General features: G+C 66.6%; 18 protein-coding genes. 13 read left to right on the top strand and 5 right to left on the bottom strand.

Annotated elements, in window-relative coordinates:
- Window positions 1–19 precede the first annotated feature (19 nt).
- Entirely contained in the window at window positions 20–277 is a 258-nt protein-coding gene (locus tag JF542_RS02240) for a BolA family protein (protein WP_007792017.1), read from the top strand.
- Between the two features lie 9 nt (window positions 278–286).
- Here JF542_RS02240 and JF542_RS02245 read toward each other — a convergent pair whose 3' ends face one another.
- From JF542_RS02245 to JF542_RS02255, 3 genes are all read right to left on the bottom strand, one after another.
- Window positions 287–823, bottom strand: a complete 537-nt coding sequence (locus tag JF542_RS02245; protein WP_207074568.1) for a DUF4177 domain-containing protein — start codon at window positions 821–823, stop codon at window positions 287–289.
- 440 nt (window positions 824–1,263) lie between these two features.
- Complete coding sequence (locus JF542_RS02250; protein WP_007792021.1) at window positions 1,264–1,428, bottom strand: hypothetical protein; 165 nt, start codon at window positions 1,426–1,428, stop codon at window positions 1,264–1,266.
- Between the two features lie 15 nt (window positions 1,429–1,443).
- The gene (locus JF542_RS02255) at window positions 1,444–2,799 is read right to left on the bottom strand and encodes an ammonium transporter (RefSeq protein ID WP_207074569.1); all 1,356 of its coding nucleotides are present in this window, start codon (window positions 2,797–2,799) and stop codon (window positions 1,444–1,446) included.
- Between the two features lie 315 nt (window positions 2,800–3,114).
- On the opposite strand from JF542_RS02255, the gene JF542_RS02260 reads away from it, so the two are divergent.
- Together JF542_RS02260 and JF542_RS02265 are read left to right on the top strand one after the other, a co-directional pair.
- Window positions 3,115–4,584, top strand: coding sequence for a glutamine synthetase family protein (locus tag JF542_RS02260; RefSeq protein WP_242533541.1), 1,470 nt, complete (start codon window positions 3,115–3,117; stop codon window positions 4,582–4,584).
- Complete coding sequence (locus JF542_RS02265) at window positions 4,581–5,786, top strand: cytochrome P450 (RefSeq protein WP_207074571.1); 1,206 nt, start codon at window positions 4,581–4,583, stop codon at window positions 5,784–5,786. Before JF542_RS02260 ends, JF542_RS02265 begins: the two co-directional genes overlap by 4 nt.
- A gap of 306 nt (window positions 5,787–6,092) precedes the next feature.
- On the opposite strand, the gene JF542_RS02270 is transcribed toward JF542_RS02265, so the two are convergent.
- Complete coding sequence (locus JF542_RS02270; protein ID WP_207074572.1) at window positions 6,093–7,634, bottom strand: GMC family oxidoreductase; 1,542 nt, start codon at window positions 7,632–7,634, stop codon at window positions 6,093–6,095.
- Window positions 7,631–8,650, bottom strand: a complete 1,020-nt coding sequence (locus JF542_RS02275; RefSeq protein ID WP_207074573.1) for an alpha/beta fold hydrolase — start codon at window positions 8,648–8,650, stop codon at window positions 7,631–7,633. The genes JF542_RS02270 and JF542_RS02275 overlap by 4 nt, the downstream gene beginning before the upstream one ends.
- Window positions 8,651–8,895: 245 nt before the next feature.
- Between JF542_RS02275 and JF542_RS02280 the strand changes: the two genes are divergently transcribed.
- The 10 genes from JF542_RS02280 (at window position 8,896) to glnT (ending at window position 22,863) form a co-directional block, all read left to right on the top strand.
- Window positions 8,896–10,245 carry a flavin-containing monooxygenase gene (locus tag JF542_RS02280; protein ID WP_207074574.1) on the top strand — a complete coding sequence of 450 codons (1,350 nt, stop codon included), beginning with the start codon at window positions 8,896–8,898 and terminating at the stop codon, window positions 10,243–10,245.
- A gap of 3 nt (window positions 10,246–10,248) precedes the next feature.
- Window positions 10,249–12,612: a trimethylamine N-oxide demethylase gene (locus JF542_RS02285; protein WP_207074575.1), complete on the top strand. Its 2,364-nt coding sequence runs from the start codon at window positions 10,249–10,251 to the stop codon at window positions 12,610–12,612.
- Entirely contained in the window at window positions 12,609–13,487 is an 879-nt protein-coding gene (locus tag JF542_RS02290; RefSeq protein ID WP_207074576.1) for a choline/ethanolamine kinase family protein, read from the top strand. The genes JF542_RS02285 and JF542_RS02290 overlap by 4 nt, the downstream gene beginning before the upstream one ends.
- Window positions 13,484–15,919 (top strand): GcvT family protein, encoded by a 2,436-nt coding sequence (locus tag JF542_RS02295; protein ID WP_207074577.1) that lies wholly within the window; start codon window positions 13,484–13,486, stop codon window positions 15,917–15,919. Before JF542_RS02290 ends, JF542_RS02295 begins: the two co-directional genes overlap by 4 nt.
- A 77-nt stretch (window positions 15,920–15,996) precedes the next feature.
- Window positions 15,997–17,148, top strand: a complete 1,152-nt coding sequence (locus JF542_RS02300; protein WP_207074578.1) for an iron-containing alcohol dehydrogenase — start codon at window positions 15,997–15,999, stop codon at window positions 17,146–17,148.
- Between the two features lie 138 nt (window positions 17,149–17,286).
- Window positions 17,287–17,925 (top strand): helix-turn-helix domain-containing protein, encoded by a 639-nt coding sequence (locus JF542_RS02305; protein ID WP_007791880.1) that lies wholly within the window; start codon window positions 17,287–17,289, stop codon window positions 17,923–17,925.
- Between the two features lie 488 nt (window positions 17,926–18,413).
- Window positions 18,414–19,301, top strand: a complete 888-nt coding sequence (locus JF542_RS02310) for a class II glutamine amidotransferase (protein ID WP_207074579.1) — start codon at window positions 18,414–18,416, stop codon at window positions 19,299–19,301.
- 51 nt (window positions 19,302–19,352) lie between these two features.
- On the top strand, window positions 19,353–20,018 hold the full coding sequence (locus JF542_RS02315) for a GltB/FmdC/FwdC-like GXGXG domain-containing protein (protein WP_404817528.1): 666 nt from the start codon (window positions 19,353–19,355) through the stop codon (window positions 20,016–20,018).
- Between the two features lie 10 nt (window positions 20,019–20,028).
- On the top strand, window positions 20,029–21,354 hold the full coding sequence (locus JF542_RS02320) for an FMN-binding glutamate synthase family protein (protein WP_040544182.1): 1,326 nt from the start codon (window positions 20,029–20,031) through the stop codon (window positions 21,352–21,354).
- A 192-nt stretch (window positions 21,355–21,546) separates the two neighbouring features.
- Complete coding sequence (gene glnT / locus JF542_RS02325) at window positions 21,547–22,863, top strand: type III glutamate--ammonia ligase (RefSeq protein WP_207074580.1); 1,317 nt, start codon at window positions 21,547–21,549, stop codon at window positions 22,861–22,863.
- Window positions 22,864–22,926 lie beyond the last annotated feature (63 nt).

Genomic DNA, 22,926 nt, shown 5'->3' on the forward strand with positions numbered 1-22,926 from the left:
AGAGGGCAGGAGACGAAATTTGTCACGGTCGGCGGAAATCGAAACACGGCTGCGCGAGGCGTTCACGCCCAGCGAGCTTGAAGTGCGCAACGACAGCGGTCGTCACGCGGGACATGCGGGCGACGACGGCAGCGGCGAGAGCCACTTCCACGTGCGCCTGCGGGCGCCGGAACTTGCCGGCAAGAGCCGGATCGCCCGGCACCGGGCGGTGCACGCGGCGCTCGGCGCCGAACTCACGACGGCGATTCACGCGCTGTCGCTCGATCTCGACGCCTGAAGCCAGGCGCTAGTCGTGCCGCATCCGTGCGGCGCGCTCGCTGAGCAGGCTGCTCGGACTGTCGAGCGGCGCCTCGTCATCTTCTTCGGCGAGGTCGTCGTCGGCGCGGGCGGCCTGTTTCGGCGTGTCCGTGTCTTCTCCGCCGGTGCTGTCCGCAGGATCTTTGGCTGTTTCCGGCGTGGCGAGATCCGCCGCGGAGGCCAGCCGACGCCCTTCGAGATCGGCATCGTCATCGTCGGTCGCAGCTGCGGTCGCAGGCGCGATCACCGGGGTGGAGTCCGTCACGGGCTCGGGCGTTTCGATGGTGGAAACGCTGGCCGGACGGCGGAACACCAGCAGGTTGCGCCAGATGGTCTGGCTCGAGGTGAGGCCGCTGCGTTCCTCGCTGGGCAGAAGCTCGGCGCGCTGGAACTCCCATCCGTCCGCTGCCATCTCGTTCATCAGCCGTTCGATGGCGAGGGCAAAACGGTCTTCGGCTGCCTTCACGCCGCGCGCCTTCTCGCCCTTGGCGGGGGCGGGAACGACCTTGTATTGATACTGTGTCATGAAAAGCCTGTGATTTTGCGTCGCGCCATCCTATCAACGCGCGCCGCCAGCGTCACCCGGAACGAAATAGCCGGGAGGCCCTTGCGGAGCTCCCGGCTGACTTTGGATAAAATCTTCGTAGCAGCTATGGCTGGTACAATCGTAAAGTAACCACTCCCGATCTGTCCTGACAGTGGCGCCGAGCGTCTCACGGACCCGGTACTGAGTTAACTAACAGACCCCGATAAGTTTCCAAAATATTTGCATATTTTCGCCATTATTTGCGGCCGATCCGGGCGGTGCGAGAGCTTTGTTTCGCACGCGTACATAGTGCCGGATGTCCTGCACGGAAATTGATCAAGGCCGCCATTTGGGCGGTCCGGGGAGCGAATCTTCCGTATGTGAAAGGGGGCGAGCCTCGCGACCCGCCCCCTTCCGGCTTTCACAGACTATAAGGGACGTCAGTGATTGTTGTAGGCGTGCTTCTCGTGCACCGCGGCGATGATGATCGTGCCTGCGGTGATCGCGACCGCGAGCAGCAGGAACAGCATCATGACGGCGGGTTTGTCGGCAAAGGTGAAGTACGCTTCCGCGCCTTCCCAGCTTTCGATCGGAGAGGTGTTCATCGTGAGAGTCCTTTCTTACTCGGCCGGAGTGCCGGCGGCTGCAGGAGTTGCAACGTTGACCGGGCCCGGGGTGTAGTTTTCCGGGTAGGCCGAGACCGGCACCTTGACGATGTCGAGGCCCTTTTCCTGGATGTGATCCGGCACGCGCAGCAGGCCGAAGACCTTGAGGATGTAGGACACCACGTAGCCCGGCACGAAGCCGAGAACGGCCATGGTCACGGCGCCAACGATCTGGCCCCAGAGCGAGACCGGCGGCATGCCGTCGACGTTCGGGTAGCCGGCGGCGAAGATACCGCAGGAGACCACGCCGATCAGGCCGCCGATGCCGTGCACCGGGAACGCGCCGACAGCGTCGTCGATGCCCATCTTCTCGAGCTGGACCGCCACCATCGGAACCACGAAGCCGCCGAAGGTGCCGAGCACGAAGGCCACCGGCGGGTAGTAGACGTCGAGGCCGGAGGCCGCGGCGAAGATGCCGATCAGGGCGCCGGACATCATCCAGAACGGATCGCGGGTCTTGACCCAGGCGCCGATGATGCCGCCTGCCATGCCCATCAGGGTGTTGAAGGCAAAGGCCGAGAGCGTCGCGGGCTGGCCGTAGATGTTGATCCACTGCTCACCGGGCATGTAGATGATGCAGCCGCCGAGGAAGCCGAAGAAGCCCACGATGATCAGCATCAGGCCGGTGATGGTGAAGGGGATGTTGTGCGCGAGGATCGCGTTCGGCGAGCCGTCGGCGTTGAACTTGCCGACGCGCGGGCCGAGGTTGATCAGCACACCAAGCGCGAAGAAGCCCGCGACCATGTGCACGACGCCCGCGGCGCCCACGTCATGGTAGCCGAACTTGACGGTCAGCCAGCCGGTCGGGTGCCAGCCCCATGCGCCGCCGAGGATCCAGACGACCGAGCCCAGCAGGATCGCGAGGATCAGGAAGCCGGCGGTCTGGATGCGCTCGATCACGGCGCCCGAGAAGATCGAGGCGGTGGTCGCGGCAAACAGCGTGAAGGCCGCCCAGAAGATGCCGGTGGCGTTGTCGGCGAGGTTCGGGCCCATCGACATGTCCCACGGCAGGCCGGCTGCGCCGTCCGCGGCCGGGATCAGGCCGTTGTAGAAGGCGAGGTAGATGTACCAGCCGAAGAAGTAGAAGGTCGGCACCATGAAGGCGAAGGCGAGGATGTTCTTGATCCCCGACGCCAGCACGTTCTTCACCCGGCTCGCGCCCATCTCGTAGGCAAGGAAGCCGGCGTGAATGGCGATCATCAGTGCCGTACACCACCAGTAGAAGATTTCCGAGTTGATCGTGCCCGACATCGCGGAGGCGCTCTCCAGAGCCGCCAACCGCTCTGTCAGCGCGGCAAGTTCCTGTTCCATTGTCCTTGGTTCCCCATTGCGGATGTTATTATCAGGGCTTTTTCGCCCCTGCACTCAGAGTGAATAAAGTTTCCTGACGGCAAAACGCGCCGTCCCCTGAAGCCTTGGGGATTCCCATCTTTGTCTATTCAGAGGCGGTTTTCACAAAGTCGTGCCTGCCGCTTGAGCAGGCTGTGAACATCGCCTGCCATTTCCGCAGGCGATTCCACCCCTGCGAATAAAAATTTCCCCTGAGTAATAAGTTTCGCTGGACAGGAGGTGAGTCGGTCGGGCTGTCTTGGCCTCGAAAAACACAAAACTGCAGGGATGGACTTCATGGATATCGAACGCTTCGTCGAGGAACCTGGCCGCGACGAGAAGATCAAGGCGGTGCGCGAGAAGATCGACGCGCTGGGCATCGAGTACCTCTATCTCCAGTTCGTGTCGGTCACCGGCAAGATCATGGGCAAGGGCATTCCCGCCGACCATTGGGAGAGCGTCGCCAAGAAGGGCTTCCAGCTGGTCTACGGTGCCACGGTCAACCTGTTCACCAACCGCGCCGGCGATTACATGGGCTACGGTCCCGAGGCCGCCGAGCTGGTCGGCATCCCCGAGCCCGAGACCTTCATGCAGCTGCCCTGGGCGCCCGAGATCGGCCGCATGTACTGCACGCTGTTCCGCAACCGCGAGGAAAAGGTCGATCCCGGCGCCTACCTGACCGCCGATTGCCGCGGCAACCTGCGCCGCATGCACGAGGCGTTCCAGAAGAAGCACGGTCTGCAGCTGCGTATGGGCACCGAGCCCGAGATGATGTGGCTGAAATACGATGAGAACGGCAAGCCGACCGACGGCATGTCGAAGCCCTACTGCTATCATATCGACCAGTTCGAGAGCCTGCGCCCGGTGTCGATGCAGGTGATCCGCTATGCCCGCAAGATGGGGCTCGACATGATCCAGGGCGACCACGAGGACGCACCGGGCCAGCTCGAGTTGAACTGGACCTTCGACGACGTGCTGCGCAATGCCGACCGTCTGACCACCTACCGCCAGCTCTGCGCGCAGGTGGCGCGCGAGCACGGTATCTTTGCCTGTTTCATGACCAAGCCGTTCATGGGCGTCTCGGCGAGCGGATGCCACCACAACATGTCGCTCTGGACCGCGGGCGAGGACGTGTTCAAGCGTACCGGCAACGATCCCGACAACCTGCCGGGCGCGGCCGAGAACTACATGTACGTCTCGGGTGGCGACAACACCTTCATGCCGGATACGGATGATCCGCAGATGCCCGGCAAGACCGGCCTCAAGGCGATCGGTGGCGTGGTGCACCACCTGCAGGCGCTGACCGCGATCGGCGCCTCGACGGTGAACTCTTACCGCCGGCTCTGGGACACCGGCTTCTGGGCGCCGGTGTTCTCGGACTGGGGCTTCCAGAACCGCACCACAGGCCTGCGCGTCTCGGCACCGGGCCGCTTCGAGTACCGCTCGGTCGACTCGATGGTGAACCCGTATCTGATGGGCTCGGCGCTGCTCGCTGCGATGGATGACGGGCTCGACAACGATCTCGATCCCGGCGCCCCGGAAGAGCGCAACATCTACGACGCCATGGCGCAGGGCAAGAAGGTCAAGAAACTGCCGATGTCGCTCGGCGAGGCGCTGGCGCATCTGGAAAACGACGAGGTCGTGCAGCGCGGGCTTCCGGGCGAGATGTATCGCCTGTACCATGAGTACAAATCGGATGAGTGGGCGCGCTTCATGTCCACAGTCACCGATTGGGACAAGGACACCTACATGGAGTGCCTGCCATGAGCCTCGAGGCCCAATTTCCCGACGCGCCCTTTCTCGACGTCGCGAACCCGGCCTTCTCGCTCCGGTCCGAGCCGGTGCGGGAGGCCCGCGCAAAGAGCTGGTATGCCCGCACGCCTTACGGGCTTGCGGTGCTGCGCCATCAGGAGATGGGCCAGTTGCTCACCCACAAGTCGCTGATCCAGGGCAGCCATGCCTGGCCGGCGCTGAGCGGGGTGACCGAGGGCGTGTTTGCGGACTGGTGGAACAAGTCGATCCTGGTCACCGAGGGCGACGATCACTGGCGCCTGCGCAAGCTCGTGAACCCGGCGTTTTCGCCGAAGGTGGTCAAGGCGCTGATGCCCGAGTTCGAACGCATCGCCAATGATCTGGCGGACGGGTTCATCGACAAGGGCGGCTGCGATTTCATGGCCGAGTTCGCCGATCCCTATGCCGCGCGGGTGCTCTGCCTGCTGCTTGGCCTGCCCGAGAGCGAGGCGCCGTTCATCCTGCGCACCTCGGCCACCATGGGGCTGGCGCTGGGGGTGAACTTCCCCAACCTCGTCTCCGAGATCGAGGCGGCCACGGTGGAGCTTGGCGACTACATCAGCGAGGTGCTGAAAGCGCGCGAGACCGATCCGGGCGAGGACATCCTGTCGATCATGGTGCAGGCGCGCGAAGAGGGCGACCGGCTGAGCCACGAGGAACTGTGGAACCTCGCGCTGATGCTGGCCTTCGCCGGCGTCGACACCACGCGCAACCAGCTGGGCCTCGGCATGTCGATGTTCGCGAACCATCCCGGGCAGTGGGAGGCGCTGGCCGCCGATTCCTCGCTCGACATGGCGGCGGCGACCGAGGTCATGCGGATGCGGCCGACGATCACTTGGGTGTCGCGCGAGGCGATCGAGGATTTCGAGTATGGCGGCATCACCATCCCCAAGGGCACGGTGCTGCATCTCTACTCCGAGAGCGCCGGCACCGACCCGCAGGTCATGGGCGAGGCGTCGTTCGACATCACCGCCAAGCGGGCGCGCAATTTCGGCTTTGGCGGCGGCGTGCACCATTGCCTCGGCAACCTCGTGGCGCGCAACGACATGGCGGTGGCCTACCGGGTGCTCTCGGCGCGGATGGGCGCGCCGGTGGTGGGCGAGGGGGCGACCTGGCTCGCCGACAGCGGCAATACCGGGCCGATCTCGCTGCCGATCACGTTCACGGCGCGGTCTTAAGCGCTTCAGTTCCAATGCGAGAGGGGCTTGCGAATGGCGGGCCCCTTTCGATTTTTGGTCGCTGCTGGCGATCGCCGCTCTGGCGCGGAACAAGGCCGCAGGCCGCCGCGCCCATCGCCGGCCCGCCCGGACGGGCTGGCGATTTGGTGAGGTCAGCGCTGCATTGCGAGGTCCTTCGGACGTGGCCGGGATAAATCGAGAGGTTCAAGGCGTTGGATCGCCATCCCGCGGGCCGGCGATGGGCACGGCTGCGTCACCTGTTCAACATCTCTGTTTCGTCGGTCGGGGCAGGGACAGCCGGTAACCTCACAACCCCCACGCAATCTTCTCCGCTCCCAGCGCCCCGATCACGATGGACGGCGCGTTGGTGTTGCCGCCGACGATGCGCGGCATCACCGAGGCATCGGCCACCGACAGCCCTGCCACCCCATGCACCCCCATCGTCGCAGGATCGACCACTGCGCGCGCATCCGTGCCCATCTTGGCCGTGCCCACCGGGTGATAGATCGAATCCGCCGTCGCCCGCACCACCGCGTCGAGCGCGGCGTCGCTGGTGACGGACGGCCCGGGGCGCAGCTCTTCGCCGGTAAACGCCGCCATCGCCGGCTGCTTGCAGAGTTCGCGCAGCATCTTCAGCCCCTCGCGCAGCGCCACGCGGTCGGCCTCTTCCGCCAGGTAATTCGGGTCGATCAGGGGCCGCTCGCGCGGGTTGTTCGAGGCGATGGTCAGCCGGCCCCGGCTCTCGGGCTGGAGCTGGGTCACGTCGATGGCGAAGCCATGGCCGCGATCCTCCGCCGTCGCCCCGTCGAAAGCCAGCGCATTGATGAAATGCAGCTGCGTGTCCGGCGCGCCGTCGCCCGCCCCGAGCCGCAGGAACGCGCCCGCCTCGAGCCCCTGCTGGGTGCCCACGCCCTTGCCGGTGAAGAGCCACTGCGCGCCCACGGCGAGGTTGTTGGGAAACTTCGCATGATCCCAGAGCGACAGCGGCTCGGTCATGCGGTGCTTGACCTTGACCTCGAGGTGATCGTGAAGGTTCTCGCCCACACCCGGAAGATCGGCGCGGACCGGCATGCCCAGCGGGCGCAGTTGCGCCGCAGGGCCAATGCCCGCGTGCAGCAGCAGGTGCGGCGTGCCGATGGCGCCGGCACAGAGCACCACGTGCCCGGCGGAGAGCACCTCCTCGCCGGAGGGTGTCATCACCAGAAGCCCGTCGATGCGGGCGCCGTCGCCGGTCAGGCGCAGCACCTCGATGCCTGTCTTCACCTCGAGATTCGCGCGGCCCCTGGCGCGCCCCAGATAGGCGCGGGCGGTGCTGTGGCGCTTGCCGTCCTTGACGTTGACCCGGAACAGCCCGAAGCCCTCGGCCTGACCCTCGATGGCCTGATGCACGTGATAGCCCAGCTGGCCCCCGGCCTCGACAAAGGCATCGTAGGCGGGCCCGCTCTCGGGGATCATCGGGGCCATGACCCGGGTGACCTCGTCGAGCACCGGCTTCACCTCGGCCCAGGACCAGCCCTCGCAGCCCGAGGCTGCCCAGTGGTCGTAATCCGAGGCGTGGCCGGTGACCCAGACCATGGCGTTGATCGCAGACGAGCCGCCCAGAACCTTGCCGCGCGGCACGTAAAGCCTGCGGCCATCCATATGGGCCTGCGGCACGGTTTCGAAGTGCCAGTTGAAGCGAGGCGAGGCGATGGCCTTGGCCACGCCCGCCGGCATCGAGATGAACGGGTGGCGCCCGGGCGGTCCGGCCTCGAGCAGCAGCACCCGGCAGGCGGGATCGCGCGAGAGGCGCTCGGCCACGGCGCAGCCTGCGCTGCCGGCGCCGACGACGATGACGTCCCAGCTCATGCCAGAAGCTCGCGCAGGGCGGTGTCGATCGCGTCGGTGTCGGGCTGGTTGCGCCCGCCGCCGGCATAGTGCCCCCAGACCGAGTCGATCACCCGCAGTTCGGCATCGGGCATCACCGCCACCTCGCGGGCGTTGTCCTCGGGCGGGAAATAGAAATCCGTCCGGCAGGGCAGCACGATGGACTTCGCGGTGATCGCCTTCAGCGCCGCCTCGCGGTCGCCGTTGTACAAGGGGTTGGCCGAGATGTCGCAGGCCTGCCACGTGGCGATCAGTGAGAGCATGTCATTGGCGTCGAGCCCGTAATACATCGCGTCCCAGACGTTCTTGAGATAGTCCTCGACGCTGACATAGCCCATGCCGCGCCAAAGCTCCTCGCGGAACCATTCCTGGCTCAGCACCCAGCCGGCCCAAACCCGGCCCTTGGCGGTCAGACCGCGCCACGGCGGCTCCTTGTAGCGCCCCTGCATCCAGGCCGGATCGGTGATCAGCGCGTGCTTCACCCCCTCGAGGAACACATAGGTGTGGCCGGCGGTGATCGCCTGCCCGCAGAAGCAGGCCATCGCCTCGACCTTGTCAGGGAACAGCGCCGCCCAGTGATAGGCCTGCTGCCCGCCCATCGACCAGCCGCAGGCGAGCCGCACCTTGGTGATGCCGAACACCTCGCGCAGGAGCCGCTCCTGCAGCATGACGTTGTCATACTGGGTGATAAGCGGGAAATCCGGCCCGGCCAGCGGCACCGGCGTGTTCGACGGCGAGGAGGAGACGCCATTGCCCAGCATGTTGGGCACGATGATGAAGTATTTCTCCGGATCGAGCGCCATTCCCGGGCCGATCAGGAATTCGTTGTCCGCATGGCTGCCGCCGTAGCGCGTGGGGTAGACCACCACGTTGTCGAGCGCCGCGTTGAGCCGGCCATAGGTGGCATAGGCGAGCTTGGCATCGGGCAGGGTGATGCCGCATTGCAGATGCACGGGGCCTGCCTCGAAGATCTCGTAAGGGGTCAGTTCCGCGCTCATGCTCTCGTCTCCGTGCCGTGCCGCCGAGGGCGGCGTGAAGTGTTGTACAGCGTCATCGAACCACGCCGGCGCCGGGCTCCGGCGCAGCGTGCAAGGGGGTCTCCGGGCGCTGCCTCATCCTTGGGCAGAGCGCCTCGGGTCCCGGTCAAATTCCCATCCGTGCGCTGAACCCACAAGAAAATTTATTGCGCGAGAGTGAATATTCGAAACCATGAGGAAAACTTGCCCAAAGGGAGAACAGGGACATGAAGATTTGCGTGATCGGCGCCGGCCCGTCGGGTCTGGCCCAGCTTCGGGCCTTCCAGTCCGCCAAGGAGAAGGGCGAGGCGATTCCCGAGATCGTCTGCTACGAGAAGCAGCCCGACTGGGGCGGGCTCTGGCGCTATGACTGGCGCACCGGCGTCGACGAGTACGGCAACCCGGTGCATGGCTCGATGTACCGTTACCTGTGGTCGAACGGCCCCAAGGAAGGTCTGGAATTCGCCGACTATTCCTTCGACGAGCATTTCGGCAAGCCGATCGCCAGCTACCCGCCGCGTGCCGTGCTCTTCGACTATATCGAAGGCCGGGTGAAGAAGGCTGGCGTGCGCGACTGGATCCAGTTCTCCACCGTGGTGCGCGATGTCTCCTATGACGAGGGCACGGGCAAGTTCACCGTCACAGCCCGCAATGGCGAGACCGACACCGAGAGCTGCGAAGAGTTCGACCACGTCATTGTCGCCTCGGGGCATTTCTCCTTCCCCAACGTGCCCTACTATCCCGGCTTCGAGAGCTTCAACGGACGCATCCTGCACGCCCATGATTTCCGCGACGCGCGCGAGTTCGAGGGCAAGGACATCCTCATCCTCGGCACCTCCTACTCGGCCGAGGATATCGGCTCGCAATGCTGGAAATACGGCTGCGCCTCGGTGACCGTGGCGCACCGCACCGCGCCCATGGGCTATGACTGGCCCGACAACTGGAAAGAGGTGCCGGCGCTCGAGCGGGTCGAGGGCAAGACCGCCTATTTCAAGGACGGCACGGAAAAGACCGTCGACGCGATCATCCTCTGCACCGGCTACAAGCATCACTTCCCGTTCCTGCCCGACGACCTGCGCCTCAAGACCGCGAACCGGCTGGCGGCGAGCGATCTCTACAAGGGCGTGGTCTACGTGCCGAACCCGAAGATGTTCTATCTCGGGATGCAGGACCAGTGGTTCACCTTCAACATGTTCGACGCGCAGGCCTGGTGGGTGCGGGACGCGATCCTGGGCAAGATCGCGCTGCCTGACGGGGCGGCGATGGAGGCCGACTGGCAGAAGCGGCAGGCCGACGAGGATGCCTATGACAGCGACCACGACGCCATCGTCTACCAAGGCGATTACGTGAAGGAGCTGATCGCCGAGACCGATTATCCCTCCTTCGACGTCGAGGGCGCCAACCAGGCGTTCTTCGAGTGGAAGAAGCACAAGAAGAAGGCGATCATGTCGTTCCGCGACAATGGCTATGTCTCACCGATCACCGGCACCATCGCCCCGCCGCATCACACGCCGTGGCGCCACGCGCTGGATGACAGCCTCGAGGCCTACCTTCAGGCGCCGAAGGCGGCCGAGTAAGCCATGGGCCTTGCCTTCGAGAGCCGCGAGGCGCGGGCCGGGGTGATCACTCCCGGCCTGACCCTGCCAAGGGGCGTGGAGCGTCATCCGGTGCCGGCGGGCGGCTCGCGCGCGGTCGAGATCCGTGCCGGCGACAAGATCACCGTGCAGGACCGCGAGGGCGGCCAGGTGGCCGAGCTGGTGGCCTTCACGCCGGCGGGTGTCGGCGATCCGGGGCTGATCGGCGGCAAAGGCTCGGTCGGGCCGCAGGGGCTCAAGTCGACTCTGCTCACCAGCCGCTCGGGGCAGGGGGTGGCACGTGCGCTTGCGGCGGCGGGCTTCGATCTGGGCAAGGCGCGGGCGGTGCGGCTCTTTGCCGAGGGCTCGCGCCCCGGCGACAGCGCGGAGTTCACCGCGCAGGGCGACGGGCTGCTGATCGTCGCCGCGCCCGGCGGCCCGATGGCGCCCGAGGCGCAGGACACGCCGACCGACCTGCTGCTGTGGCTCCGCCGCGCCGACCTGCGCGATTTCAAGGGCGCCCATGTCGCGCCCGACCCGCTGGCCGATCCGCTGATCGACCAGAACATCCGCCCCGGCGAGGCGCATGTCTACACCGTGCCCAAAGGCGGCTTCATCCAGATCCTCGACGTGCAGGGGCGCGAGTGCTCGGACTTCCAGGCCTTCTCGGCGCGCTCGCTCGATGCCGGGCTCACCCGCGAGATCGACCCCACCGCGACGCGCTCGCAGACCGGCACGATCTATCCCAGGCCGGGGCTGGCGGCGAAATACTGGAATGTCGATTTCGAGCCACTGGTCGAGATCGTGCAGGACACCTGCGGCAGGCACGACACCTTCGGACTTGCCTGCACCCGCCGCTACTACGACGACATGGGCTATTTCGGCCACGTCAACTGCACCGATAACATCAACGCCCAGCTCGCCCCCTACGGCGTGCGCCCGCGCGCCGGCTGGCCCGCGATCAACTTCTTCTTCAACACGCTGATCGACGCCGAGCACAACATCATCACCGAGGAGCCGTGGTCGCGCCCCGGCGATTATGTGCTGCTGCGGGCGCTGACCGATCTGGTCTGCGTCTCGACCGCGTGCCCCGACGATATCGACCCGGCCAATGGCTGGAACCCAACAGACATTCAGCTCCGCACCTATGGCGCGGGCGAAGACTTCCGCCGCTCGATCGGCTGGCGGAAAAGACCGGAGGACGACGTGGAGCACACACGGGAGACGGGCTTTCACGCCAGCTTCGCCAGGCTCACCCGCGATTTCGTGGAGTATAACGGCTACTGGCTGCCCAACAGCTTCCCCGGCGAGGGCACGCTCGGCGAATACTGGGCCTGCCGCGAGAAGGTCGCCATCATGGACCTGTCGCCGCTGCGCAAGTTCGAGGTCACCGGGCCGGATGCCGAGACACTTCTGAACCACTGCGTGACCCGCAACATGGAGAAGCTCGCGGTGGGGCAGGTGGTCTATACCGCCGTCTGCGCCGCGCATGGCGGCATGATCGACGACGGCACGGTGTTCCGGCTAGGCGAGCACAATTTCCGCTGGATCGGCGGCTGCGACGGCTCTGGCATGTTCATGCGCGAGGAGGCCGAGCGGCTGGGGCTTGATGCCCATGTGCGCAGCTCCACCGACCAGCTCTGCAACGTGGCGCTGCAGGGGCGGCACGCGCAGACGATCCTGTCGCAGCTGTTCTGGACCGCGCCCGACCGATCCAGCATCGACGAGCTTGGCTGGTTCCGCTTCACCGTGGCGCGGCTGGGCGATTTCCAGGGCACACCGGTGATGATCTCGCGCACCGGTTATACCGGGGAGCTGGGCTACGAGATCTTCTGCCACCCCAAGGACGCGGACGAAGTGTTCGACGCGATCTGGGAGGCGGGGCAGCCCTATGGGCTGAAGCCGCTTGGTCTTGCCGCGCTCGACATGCTGCGCATCGAGAGCGGGCTGGCCTTTGCCGGGCACGAGTTCGACGACCAGACCGACCCGTTCGAGGCGGGCATCGGCTTTACCGTGCCGCTGAAGTCGAAGCAGGCCGATTTCTCGGGCCGCGCCGCGCTCGAGGAGCGCAAGGCGCATCCGCAGCGCAAGCTGGTGGGCCTCGAGATCGACGCCACCACCGTGCCCGCCCATGGCGATTGCGTGCGGCTGGGGCGGGTGCAGGTCGGCGTGGTGACCTCCGGCACGCGCTCGCCGATCCTGGGCAAGACCATCGCGCTGGCGCGGCTCGACGCGCCCTATACCGATGTGGGAACCGAGCTGGAGATCGGCCAGCTCGACGGCCATCAGAAGCGGCTCACCGCCCGCGTCGTGCCCTTCCCGCATTTCGACCCGACCAAATCGCGCGCGAAGGGAGACTACGGCGCATGAGCCCGGAAGACCGCATCCGGGCGATGGATCTCTGGTCCGGCCCGGTGACCATCGCGCCGCTCTCGGGCGGCATCACCAACCTCAACTTCGTGGTCACCGACGCGGGCCGGCACTTCGTTGTGCGCCTCGGTCAGGACATCCCCGAACACTTGGTGATGCGCTGGAACGAGCGCGCGCTCACCGAAGCCGCCGCCGCCGCCGGCATCTCGCCGGCGCTGCGCCACGCTGAGCCGGGCCTCATGGTCACCGATTTCGTCGCTTCGCAGGCGCTGGCCGGGGCCGACCTGCACGACCCCGCCACCCTGCATGACGCGGTGGCGCTGGTGGGCCGTGTGCATCGCGAGCTCAGCCAGCAGGTGGCCGGCCCGGTGCTGACCTTCTGGGTTTTCCACGTCCTGCGGACATATGCCGCCTGGCTCGAGGAAAACGGCTCAGCCCACATCGCGCGGCTGCCGGGGCTGATGGTGCAGGCCGGAGAGCTTGAAGAGGCGGTCGGCAAGGTCGGGCTGGTGCTCGGCCACAACGACCTGCTGCCGCAGAACATTCTGCGCGCCGAGGACGGGCGGCTCTGGCTGGTCGACTGGGAATATGGCGGCTTCAACTCGGCGCTGTTCGATCTCGGCGGGCTGGCCTCGAACGCGGGCCTGCCGCTGGAGGCCGAGGCCGAGATGTTGCGGCTCTATCACGGCCACGATCCCGACCCCGCCTACCTGCGGCGCTACGGCGCGATGAAATGCGCCTCGCTGCTGCGCGAGGCGATGTGGAGCATGGTCTCCGAGATCAGCTCGGACATCGATTTCGACTACGCGGGTTACACGGCAGAGAACCTGTCGCGCTTCAACGCCGCGCTCGACGCCTGGAAGGAGGGCGCATGACCGACTTTCCCACAACCGCGCAGGCGGTCGTCGTCGGCGGCGGGATCATCGGCTGCTCGACGGCCTATCACCTCGCCAAGCTCGGCTGGGAGGTGGTGCTGCTCGAGCGTCACAAGCTGACCTCCGGCACCACGTTCCATGCCGCCGGTCTCGTGGGCCAGCTGCGCAGCTCGGCCAATATCACCGAGCTTCTGGGCTACTCGGTAAAGCTCTACGACACGCTTGAGCAGGAGACCGGGCAGGCCACCGGCTGGAAGCGCAATGGCGGGCTGCGGCTGGCCTGCAACGCCGAGCGCTGGACCGAGGTCAAGCGGCAGGCCACCACGGCGCACAGCTTCGGGCTCGACATGCAGCTGCTGACGCCGTCGGAGGCGAGGGAGCTCTGGCCGCTGATGGATGTGAGCGACGTCGTTGGCGCGGCCTACCTGCCGACCGACGGTCAGGCCAACCCCTCGGACATCACGCTCTCGCTCGCCAAGGGCGCGCGCATGGCAGGCGCACGGATCGTCGAGGATTGCGCGGTGCTCTCGGTGACGCGCGAGAAGGGCGTCATCACCGGGGTCGAGACGCAGCACGGTTTCATCAAGACCGGCATCGTCATCGCCTGCTGCGGCCAGTGGACCCGCGAGTTTGCCGCGCCGCTCGGCGTGAGCGTGCCGCTTGTCTCGATGGAGCACCAGTACATGGTGACCGAGCCGATCGATGGCGTCACCCGCGACCTGCCGACCCTGCGCGACCCGGACCGGCTGACCTACTGGAAGGAAGAGGTCGGCGGGCTGGTCATGGGCGGCTACGAACCCAACCCCAAGCCTTGGGCGATCAGCGGTATTCCCGAGGGCTTCCACTACACGCTGCTCGACAGCGATTTCGACCATTTCGAGCAGATCATGGAGCTGGCGCTGGGCCGCGTCCCGGCGCTCGAGACGGCGGGCATCAAGACGCTGACCAACGGGCCGGAGAGCTTTACGCCCGATGGCAATTTCATCCTCGGCGAGGCGCCCGAGCAGAAGGGCTTTTTCGTCGGAGCAGGCTTCAACGCCTTCGGCATCGCCTCGGGCGGCGGCGCTGGCATGGCGCTGGCGGAATGGGTCGCCAAGGGTGAGCCGCCCTTCGATCTCTGGCCCGTGGATATCCGCCGCTTCGGGCGGCCGCATTTCGATACCGACTGGGTGCGTACCCGCACCATCGAGGCCTATGGCAAGCACTACACCATGGCCTGGCCCTCCGAGGAGCACGACAGCGGACGGCCCGGCCGCCGCTCGCCGCTCTATGATCGGCTCAAGGCGCGCGGCGCGGTGTTCGGCGAGAAGATGGGCTGGGAGCGGCCCAACTGGTTCGCCGCGCCTGGCGAGCACGCGGGCGACATCTATACCTATGGCCGGCCCAACTGGTTCGAGGCGGTGGCGCGCGAGCACAGGGCGGTGCGCGAGGCGGCGGTGCTGATCGACCAGACCAGCTTTGCCAAGTTCATGCTCGAGGGGCCGGATGCCGAGGCGGTGCTGCAGGAGATCGCCGCCAGCGACATGCGCGGCCCGGTGGGCAGCCTGACCTATACCCAGATGCTCAACGATCACGGGGGCATCGAGGCCGATCTTACGGTGGCGCGTCTGGCGGACGAGAGCTTCTACATCGTCACCGGCACCGGCTTTGCCACCCGCGATTTCGACTGGATCCGGCGCGGCATCCCCGAGGGCGCCAATGCCCGGCTCAGCGACGTGACTTCGGGCTATGCGGTGCTGTCGCTGATGGGCCCCAAGGCGCGCGACATTCTCGCCCGCGTCACCCGCGCCGACGTGTCGAACGAAGCGCTGCCCTTCGGCAGTGCCGCCAGGATCGCCATCGCCGGCGCGCCGGTCTGGGCTCTGCGGGTCTCCTACGTGGGCGAGCTTGGCTGGGAGCTGCACTTGCCGGTGGAATACGCCGCCACGGTCTATGACGCGCTGCACATGGCGGGGGCCTCTCACGGGCTGGTGGATGCGGGCTACCGCGCCATCGAGACCCTGCGGCTCGAGAAGGGCTACCGCGCCTGGGGCGGCGATATCGGCCCTGACAGCACGCCGCTCGAGGCGGGGCTGGGCTTTGCGGTGAAGCTCGACAAGGGCGCGTTCCGGGGCCGCGCCGCAATCGCCGCGCAGAAGGCGGCGGGCGTCAGCAAGCAGCTCGCCACCTTCACCGCCGACCCGGAGGTCATCCTGCTGGGCCGCGAGACCATTTTCCGCAACGGCGAGCGCGTGGGCTACCTGAGCTCGGGCGGCTATGGCCACACGCTGGGGCAGGCCATCGGCATGGGCTACCTGAAGAACCCGCAAGGCGTGACGCGTGACTGGATCCTGTCGGGGCAGTACGAGCTCGAGGTCGCGACCGAGCGTGTTCCCTGCAAGGTGAGCCTCGCGCCCCTTTACGATCCCAAGCATACGCGTTTGAAATCCTGAGCGGATTTCCCGCATCTCGGCTGAATGCCTTGCTGAATACAGGGCTGGATGCTCGACTGAACGAAGGACGACTGACTATGACTTTCTCCGCCAACTGGTCCTGGCCGAATCCGATCCGCTTTGGCGCCGGGCGCATTGCCGAGCTGGCCGAGGCCTGCCGCGCCGCCGGCATCACCAAGCCACTCCTGGTGACCGACCGCGGCCTCGCCGACCTGCCGATCACCGCGCAGGCGCTCGACATCCTCAAGCGCTCGGGACTCGACTGCGACCTCTTCGCCGATGTCGATCCCAATCCCAACGAGCGCAATCTTGGCGTCGGCTGCGTCGCCTTCAAGCAGGGCCGCCATGACGGGGTGATCGCCTTCGGCGGCGGCTCGGGGCTGGATCTCGGCAAGCTCATCGCCTTCATGGCGGGCCAGAGCCGCCCGGTCTGGGAGTTCGAGGATGTAGGCGACTGGTGGACCCGCGCCGATGCCGATGCCATCGCCCCGATCATCGCCGTGCCCACCACCGCCGGTACCGGCTCGGAGGTCGGGCGCGCCGCGGTGCTGACCAACTCCGAGACCCATGAGAAGAAGATCATCTTCCACCCCAGGATGATGCCGGTGCAGGTGATCTGCGATCCCGAGCTGACCGTGGGGATGCCGCCCTTCATCACCGCGGGCACCGGGGTGGACGCGCTGGCCCATTGCATCGAGGCCTATTGCGCCCCGGCCTACGCGCCGATGTCGGACGGCGTCGCGCTCGAGGGGATGCGGCTGTGCAAGGAATACCTGCTGCGCGCCTACAAGGATGGCAGCGATCTCGAGGCCCGGGCCCAGATGATGACCGCCGCCGCCGCTGGCGCCACCGCCTTCCAGAAGGGGCTTGGCGCCATCCACTCGCTGAGCCACCCGATCGGCGCCCATCACGACACCCATCACGGCACCACCAACGGCGTCGTCATGTTGCCGGTGCTGCGCTTCAACCGCCCCGCCATCGAGGACAAGATCGCCCGCGCCGCCGCCTATCTCGGGCTCGAGCCCTCGTTCGACGCCTTCCTGCTCTTCATCGAGGATCTGCTCACCGCGCTCGACATCCCCAAGACGCTGGACGCGCTCGGCGTCAGCGATCCGGATTTCGACGCGCTCTGCGCATCGGCCCTGAAGGACCCGACGGCGGCCTGCAACCCGGTGGCGCTGACGTCGGAGAACATCCTGCCGCTCTACAAGAGCTGTTTCGCAAGCTGAGGTGTGAATGAAGATCCATTTCCGGTCTCTCCCGATCTGCGCGCCCGGCGGGCGCGGTCTGCCCTCCCGGACGGGAGGCTTGACATGAACCTGCCCGGACCTGCACCACGGGACACCCCGACCGGAAATGGAAAACGCATGAAGAACGGCTCGCAGTCGAAGCTCACCCAGAACCCGCACGCGGTCCGCGAGCAGCGCGAGAAGAACCTCGAGGTCGCCATCGGCCGTCAGGTCCGCGACCTGCGCAAGCGCCAGCGCATGACGGGTTCGGAGCTGGCGCAGCAGACCGGGCTTTCGGTGGGGATGCTGTCGAAGATCGAGAACGGGGTGATCTCGCCCTCGCTCAACACGTTGCAGGCGCTGGCCAACGCTCTGCGGGTGCCGCTGGTGCAGTTGTTCTCGGGCTTCGAGGAGCCGCGCGGGGCGATGCATGTGAAGGCGGGGCAGGGGGTCGAGATCGAGCGCGCGGGCACGCGGGCGGGCCACCAGTACAACCTGCTGGGCCATATCGGCTCGAACAACTCGGGCGTGGTGGTCGAGCCCTACCTGATCACGCTGGACAGCGACAGCGACCGCTTCCCGGCCTTCCAGCACGAGGGGATCGAGCTGATCTACATGCTCGAGGGCGTGCTCGATTATCGCCACGGCGATCAGCGCTACCTGCTTGAGCCGGGCGACTCGCTGCTGTTCGATTCCGATGCTCCGCATGGGCCGGAGGGGTTGGTCGAGCTTCCGGCGCGCTACCTGTCGATCATCACCTACCCGCAGGCGCGGTAGGGGGCGGGCCAGGCCCCCGGCTTTCTGGCACATACACTGGCTGCGGCGGACCTCTCCAAGAGGGGCGCGTATGCTGTTTGAACCTCGCCCGCGCGGATTCAAGGCCGCAGGCCGCCGTGCATCACCGGACCGCCCCCCGGCCCGGCGATTTGGTGAGGCCGGGCGCCACGTGTCGAGAGTCTTCGAACGTGGCGGAGGTAGATCGAGAGCATCATCGCTGAGATCGCCATCCCGCGGTCCGGCGATGCGCGGCGGGTGCCCGATGTTTCGGCTCTTGGCGGCATCCAGCTGCTCGATGCCCCGTCTCTGTCAGCCGCTCAAAGCGCCCCCTCTGCACAGAATCCCGGCATTCACACAGCGTCATACCGTGGGATTCAGCGACTTTTCCCTGAGTGAAGTTTTTTTCCTTGAAGTAAACTAGACGGGGGCGCTATCCAATCTCCAGACACCACGGGCGCCCACCGCCCGGATCACCAACGGAGAAAACCATGTGTGGCATTGTTGGCCTGTTCCTCAAGAAGGACGACCTCCGCCCGAAACTGGGCGACATGCTGACGGACATGCTGATCACCATGACCGACCGCGGCCCCGACTCGGCCGGCATCGCGATCTACGGCGATGACAGCGACAGTCTGAAGGTGACGGTGCAGTCCGACACCCCCGAGAGCGATTTCGCCGGGCTCGACACTGCGCTGGGCGAGGCGCTCGGCAGCCCGGTGACGATGAAGGCCGTAGACACCCACGCGGTGCTGACCCTGCCCGAGGGCACCCGTGACGCCGCCATTGCCTTTCTCGAGGCGCGCGGCCTGCGCATCATGGGCCTCGGCGAGGCGATGGAGATCTACAAGGAGATCGGCCTGCCCAAGGACGTGGCCGCCCGCTTCAACCTCCGCGCCATGGGCGGAAGCCACGGCATCGGTCATACCCGCATGGCCACCGAGAGCGCCGTCACAACGCTTGGCGCGCACCCGTTCTCGACCGACGAAGATCAGTGCCTCGTCCACAACGGCTCGCTCTCGAACCACAACCAGATGCGCCGCATCCTGACCGAGAAGGGCTTTGCCCCGCGCACCGAGAACGACACCGAGGTCGCCGCCTGCTACATCTCCTCGCGGATTGCCGAAGGGGCCAATCTCGGCGAGGCGCTCGAAGGCACGCTCGACGATCTTGATGGCTTCTTCACCTTCGTGATGGGCACCAAGACCGGCTTCGGCGTGGTCCGCGACCCGATCGCCTGCAAGCCCGCGGTGATGGCCGAGACCGACGATTACGTCGCCTTCGGTTCGGAATACCGCGCCTTCGCCAACCTGCCCGGCATCGAGGCCGCCCGCGTCTGGGAGCCCGAGCCCGCCACCGTCTATTTCTGGGAGCGCTGAGCGATGACCGCAACCGCAACCGCCGCCACCACCGACCTGCAGACCCTCGACATGGCCGAAATCGAGCTGCGCGAGGTCAACGCCGCCCTGCAGGGCGCGCCCGCGACCAACTACACCCAGTTCGAGATCCGCAACCCGCGCGGCAGCCATGCGGTGGCCGTCGGGCTCGACGCCGAGATCGAGGTCACCGTGAAGGGCTCCACCGGCTATTACTGCGCCGGCATGAACAAGCTTGCCACCGTGCATGTGGAAGGCTCGGTCGGCCCGGGGGCCGCCGAGAATATGATGAGCGGCACGGTGATCGTCGAGGGCGACGCCTCGCAATATGCCGGCGCCACCGGCCATGGTGGGCTGCTGGTGATCAAGGGCAACGCCTCATCCCGCTGCGGCATCTCGATGAAGGGCATCGACATCGTGGTGCATGGCAATATCGGCCACATGTCGGCCTTCATGGCGCAGAAGGGCAACCTCGTGGTGCTGGGCGATGCCGGCGATGCGCTGGGCGACAGCCTCTACGAGGCGCGGCTCTTCGTGCGCGGCTCGGTGAAGTCGCTGGGCGCCGACTGCATCGAGAAGGAGATGCGCCCGGAGCATCTCGAGATCCTGAGGGACCTGCTCGACAAGGCCGGCGCCGATGCCAAGCCCGAAGAGTTCAAACGCTACGGCTCGGCCCGCAAGCTCTACAACTTCAACATCGACCACGCAGACGAATACTGAGGACGGCCCGATGAAAGACACGCCCCAAACCATGCCGCGCCAGTCCTGGACCTTCTCGAACGAGACGAATTCCGAGATCCGCCGCGCCGCCCAGACCGGCATCTACGACATCCGCGGCGGTGGCGCTAAGCGCCGGGTGCCGCATTTCGACGACCTGCTGTTCCTCGGCGCCTCGATGTCGCGCTACCCGCTCGAGGGCTACCGCGAGAAATGCGAGACCGGCGTCACCCTCGGCACCCGCTTCGCCAAGAAGCCGATCGAGCTGAAGATCCCGATCACCATCGCCGGCATGTCTTTCGGCTCGCTCTCCGGTCCCGCGAAAGAGGCGCTCGGGCGCGGCGCCACCCTGGCCGGCACCTCGACCACCACCGGCGACGGCGGCATGACCGAGGAAGAGCGCGGCCATTCGGAAAAGCTGGTCTACCAGTACCTGCCGTCGCGCTACGGCATGAACCCCGACGACCTGCGCCGCGCCGACGCCATCGAGGTGGTGGTGGGTCAGGGCGCCAAGCCCGGTGGCGGCGGCATGCTGCTCGGCCAGAAGATCACCGAGCGCGTCGCCGGCATGCGCGACCTGCCGCAGGGCATCGACCAGCGCTCCGCCTGCCGTCACCCGGACTGGACCGGCCCCGACGATCTCGAGATCAAGATCCTCGAGCTGCGCGAGATCACCAACTGGGAAAAGCCGATCTACATCAAGGTCGGCGGCGCGCGTCCCTATTACGACGTGGCGCTCTCGGTGAAGGCCGGCGCCGATGTCATCGTGCTCGACGGCATGCAGGGCGGCACCGCGGCCACGCAGGACGTGTTCATCGAGCATGTCGGCCAGCCGACGCTGGCCTGCATTCGGCCGGCGGTGAAGGCGCTGCAGGATCTCGGCATGCACCGCAAGGTGCAGCTGGTGGTCTCGGGCGGCATCCGCACCGGCGCCGATGTCGCCAAGGCGCTGGCACTGGGGGCAGATGCGGTCTCCATCGGCACCGCGGCGCTGGTCGCGCTCGGCGACAACGATCCCAAGTGGGAGGCCGAGTACCAGAAGCTCGGCTCCACCACCGGCGCCTATGACGACTGGCACGAGGGCCGCGACCCGGCGGGCATCACCACCCAGGATCCCGAGCTGATGGCGCGGCTCGATCCGATCGAGGCCGGGCGTCGTCTGCGCAACTATCTCAACGTGCTCACCCTCGAGTGCCAGACGCTGGCCCGCGCCTGCGGCAAGAGCCACGTGCACAATCTCGAGCCCGAGGATCTCTGTGCGCTGACCATGGAAGCCGCCGCCATGGCGCAGGTGCCCCTCGCCGGCACCGACTGGTATCCCGGCAAGCCGGGGTTCTGAACGCCACGCCCGGAGAAGCGCCCGCTGCTTCTTCTGGCCTGAAATATCCCGGGGGGAGTCGCGGCACGCGACGGGGGGCAGCGCCCCCCTCCCGGTCGGACCGCACCAAGCGGTCCGAAGTCTCGCAAAGGCCCCGAAGAGGCCGCACGGGCCCGACCAGAGGTCCGCCACAGACGACAGGGAACACAAAATATGACCGACCTCGCCGCCTTCGCCCAGGAAAAGGGCGTGAAGTACTTCATGATCTCCTTCACCGACCTGTTCGGGGGCCAGCGCGCCAAGCTGGTGCCGGCCCAGGCCATCGCCGACATGGCCGAGGAAGGCGCGGGCTTTGCCGGCTTCGCCACCTGGCTCGACATGACCCCGGCGCATCCCGACATGTTGGCCGTGCCCGACCCCGAGACGGTGATACAGCTGCCCTGGAAGCCCGAGGTCGCCTGGGTCGCCGCCAATTGCGTCATGGAGGGCGAAGAGGTCGAACAGGCGCCGCGCAACGTCCTGCGCAAGCTGATCCGCGAGGCCGAGGCCGAGGGGCTTCGGGTCAAGACCGGGGTCGAGGCCGAGTTCTTCCTGCTCACCCCCGAAGGCACCGCGATCTCCGACGAAGCCGACACCGCCGCCAAGCCCTGCTACGACCAGCAGGCGGTGATGCGCCGCTACGACGTGATCGCCGAGATCTGCGACTACATGCTCGAGCTCGGCTGGGGCCCCTACCAGAACGACCACGAGGACGCCAACGGCCAGTTCGAGATGAACTGGGAATTCGACGACGCCCTCGTCACCGCCGACCGCCACAGCTTCTTCAAGTTCATGGTCAAATCCGTCGCTGAAAAGCACGGGCTGCGCGCCACCTTCATGCCCAAGCCCATCGAAGGGCTGACCGGCAATGGCTGCCACGCGCATATCTCTGTCTGGGACACCAGCGGCACAACCAACGCCTTCGCAGGCGATGCCGGCGGCCAGATCGGCGAGGTGGGCCTGTCGGAGCAGGGCGGGCATTTCCTCGGCGGCATCATGAAACACGCCGAGGCGCTGGCCGCGATCACCAACCCCACGGTCAACAGCTACAAGCGCATCAACGCGCCACGCACCGTCTCCGGCGCCACCTGGGCGCCGAACACGGTGACCTGGACCGGCAACAACCGCACCCACATGGTGCGCGTGCCGGGGCCGGGCCGCTTCGAGCTGCGCCTGCCCGACGGCGCGGCGAACCCCTACCTGCTGCAGGCGGTGATCATCGCAGCGGGCCTCTCGGGCATCCGCTCCAAGGCGGATCCCGGCCCGCGCTACGACATCGACATGTATGCCGAGGGCCACACCGTGACCGACGCGCCGCAGCTGCCGCTGAACATGCTCGACGCGATCCGCAGCTTCGATGCCGATGATGCGCTGAAAGAGATGCTGGGCGCGGCGTTCTCCGCCTCCTTCATCAAGAAGAAGCGCGAGGAATGGGACAGCTTCGTGTCGCATTTCTCCAACTGGGAACGCGAGCACACGCTCGACATCTGAGCCACCGCGTCGCTTTCGCCGGGTGGCGCGCCGCGGACGGGCTTGCATCGCGGGAGCGTCTTC

The organism is Salipiger bermudensis (genome assembly GCF_017309175.1).
GTDB lineage: Bacteria > Pseudomonadota > Alphaproteobacteria > Rhodobacterales > Rhodobacteraceae > Salipiger > Salipiger bermudensis.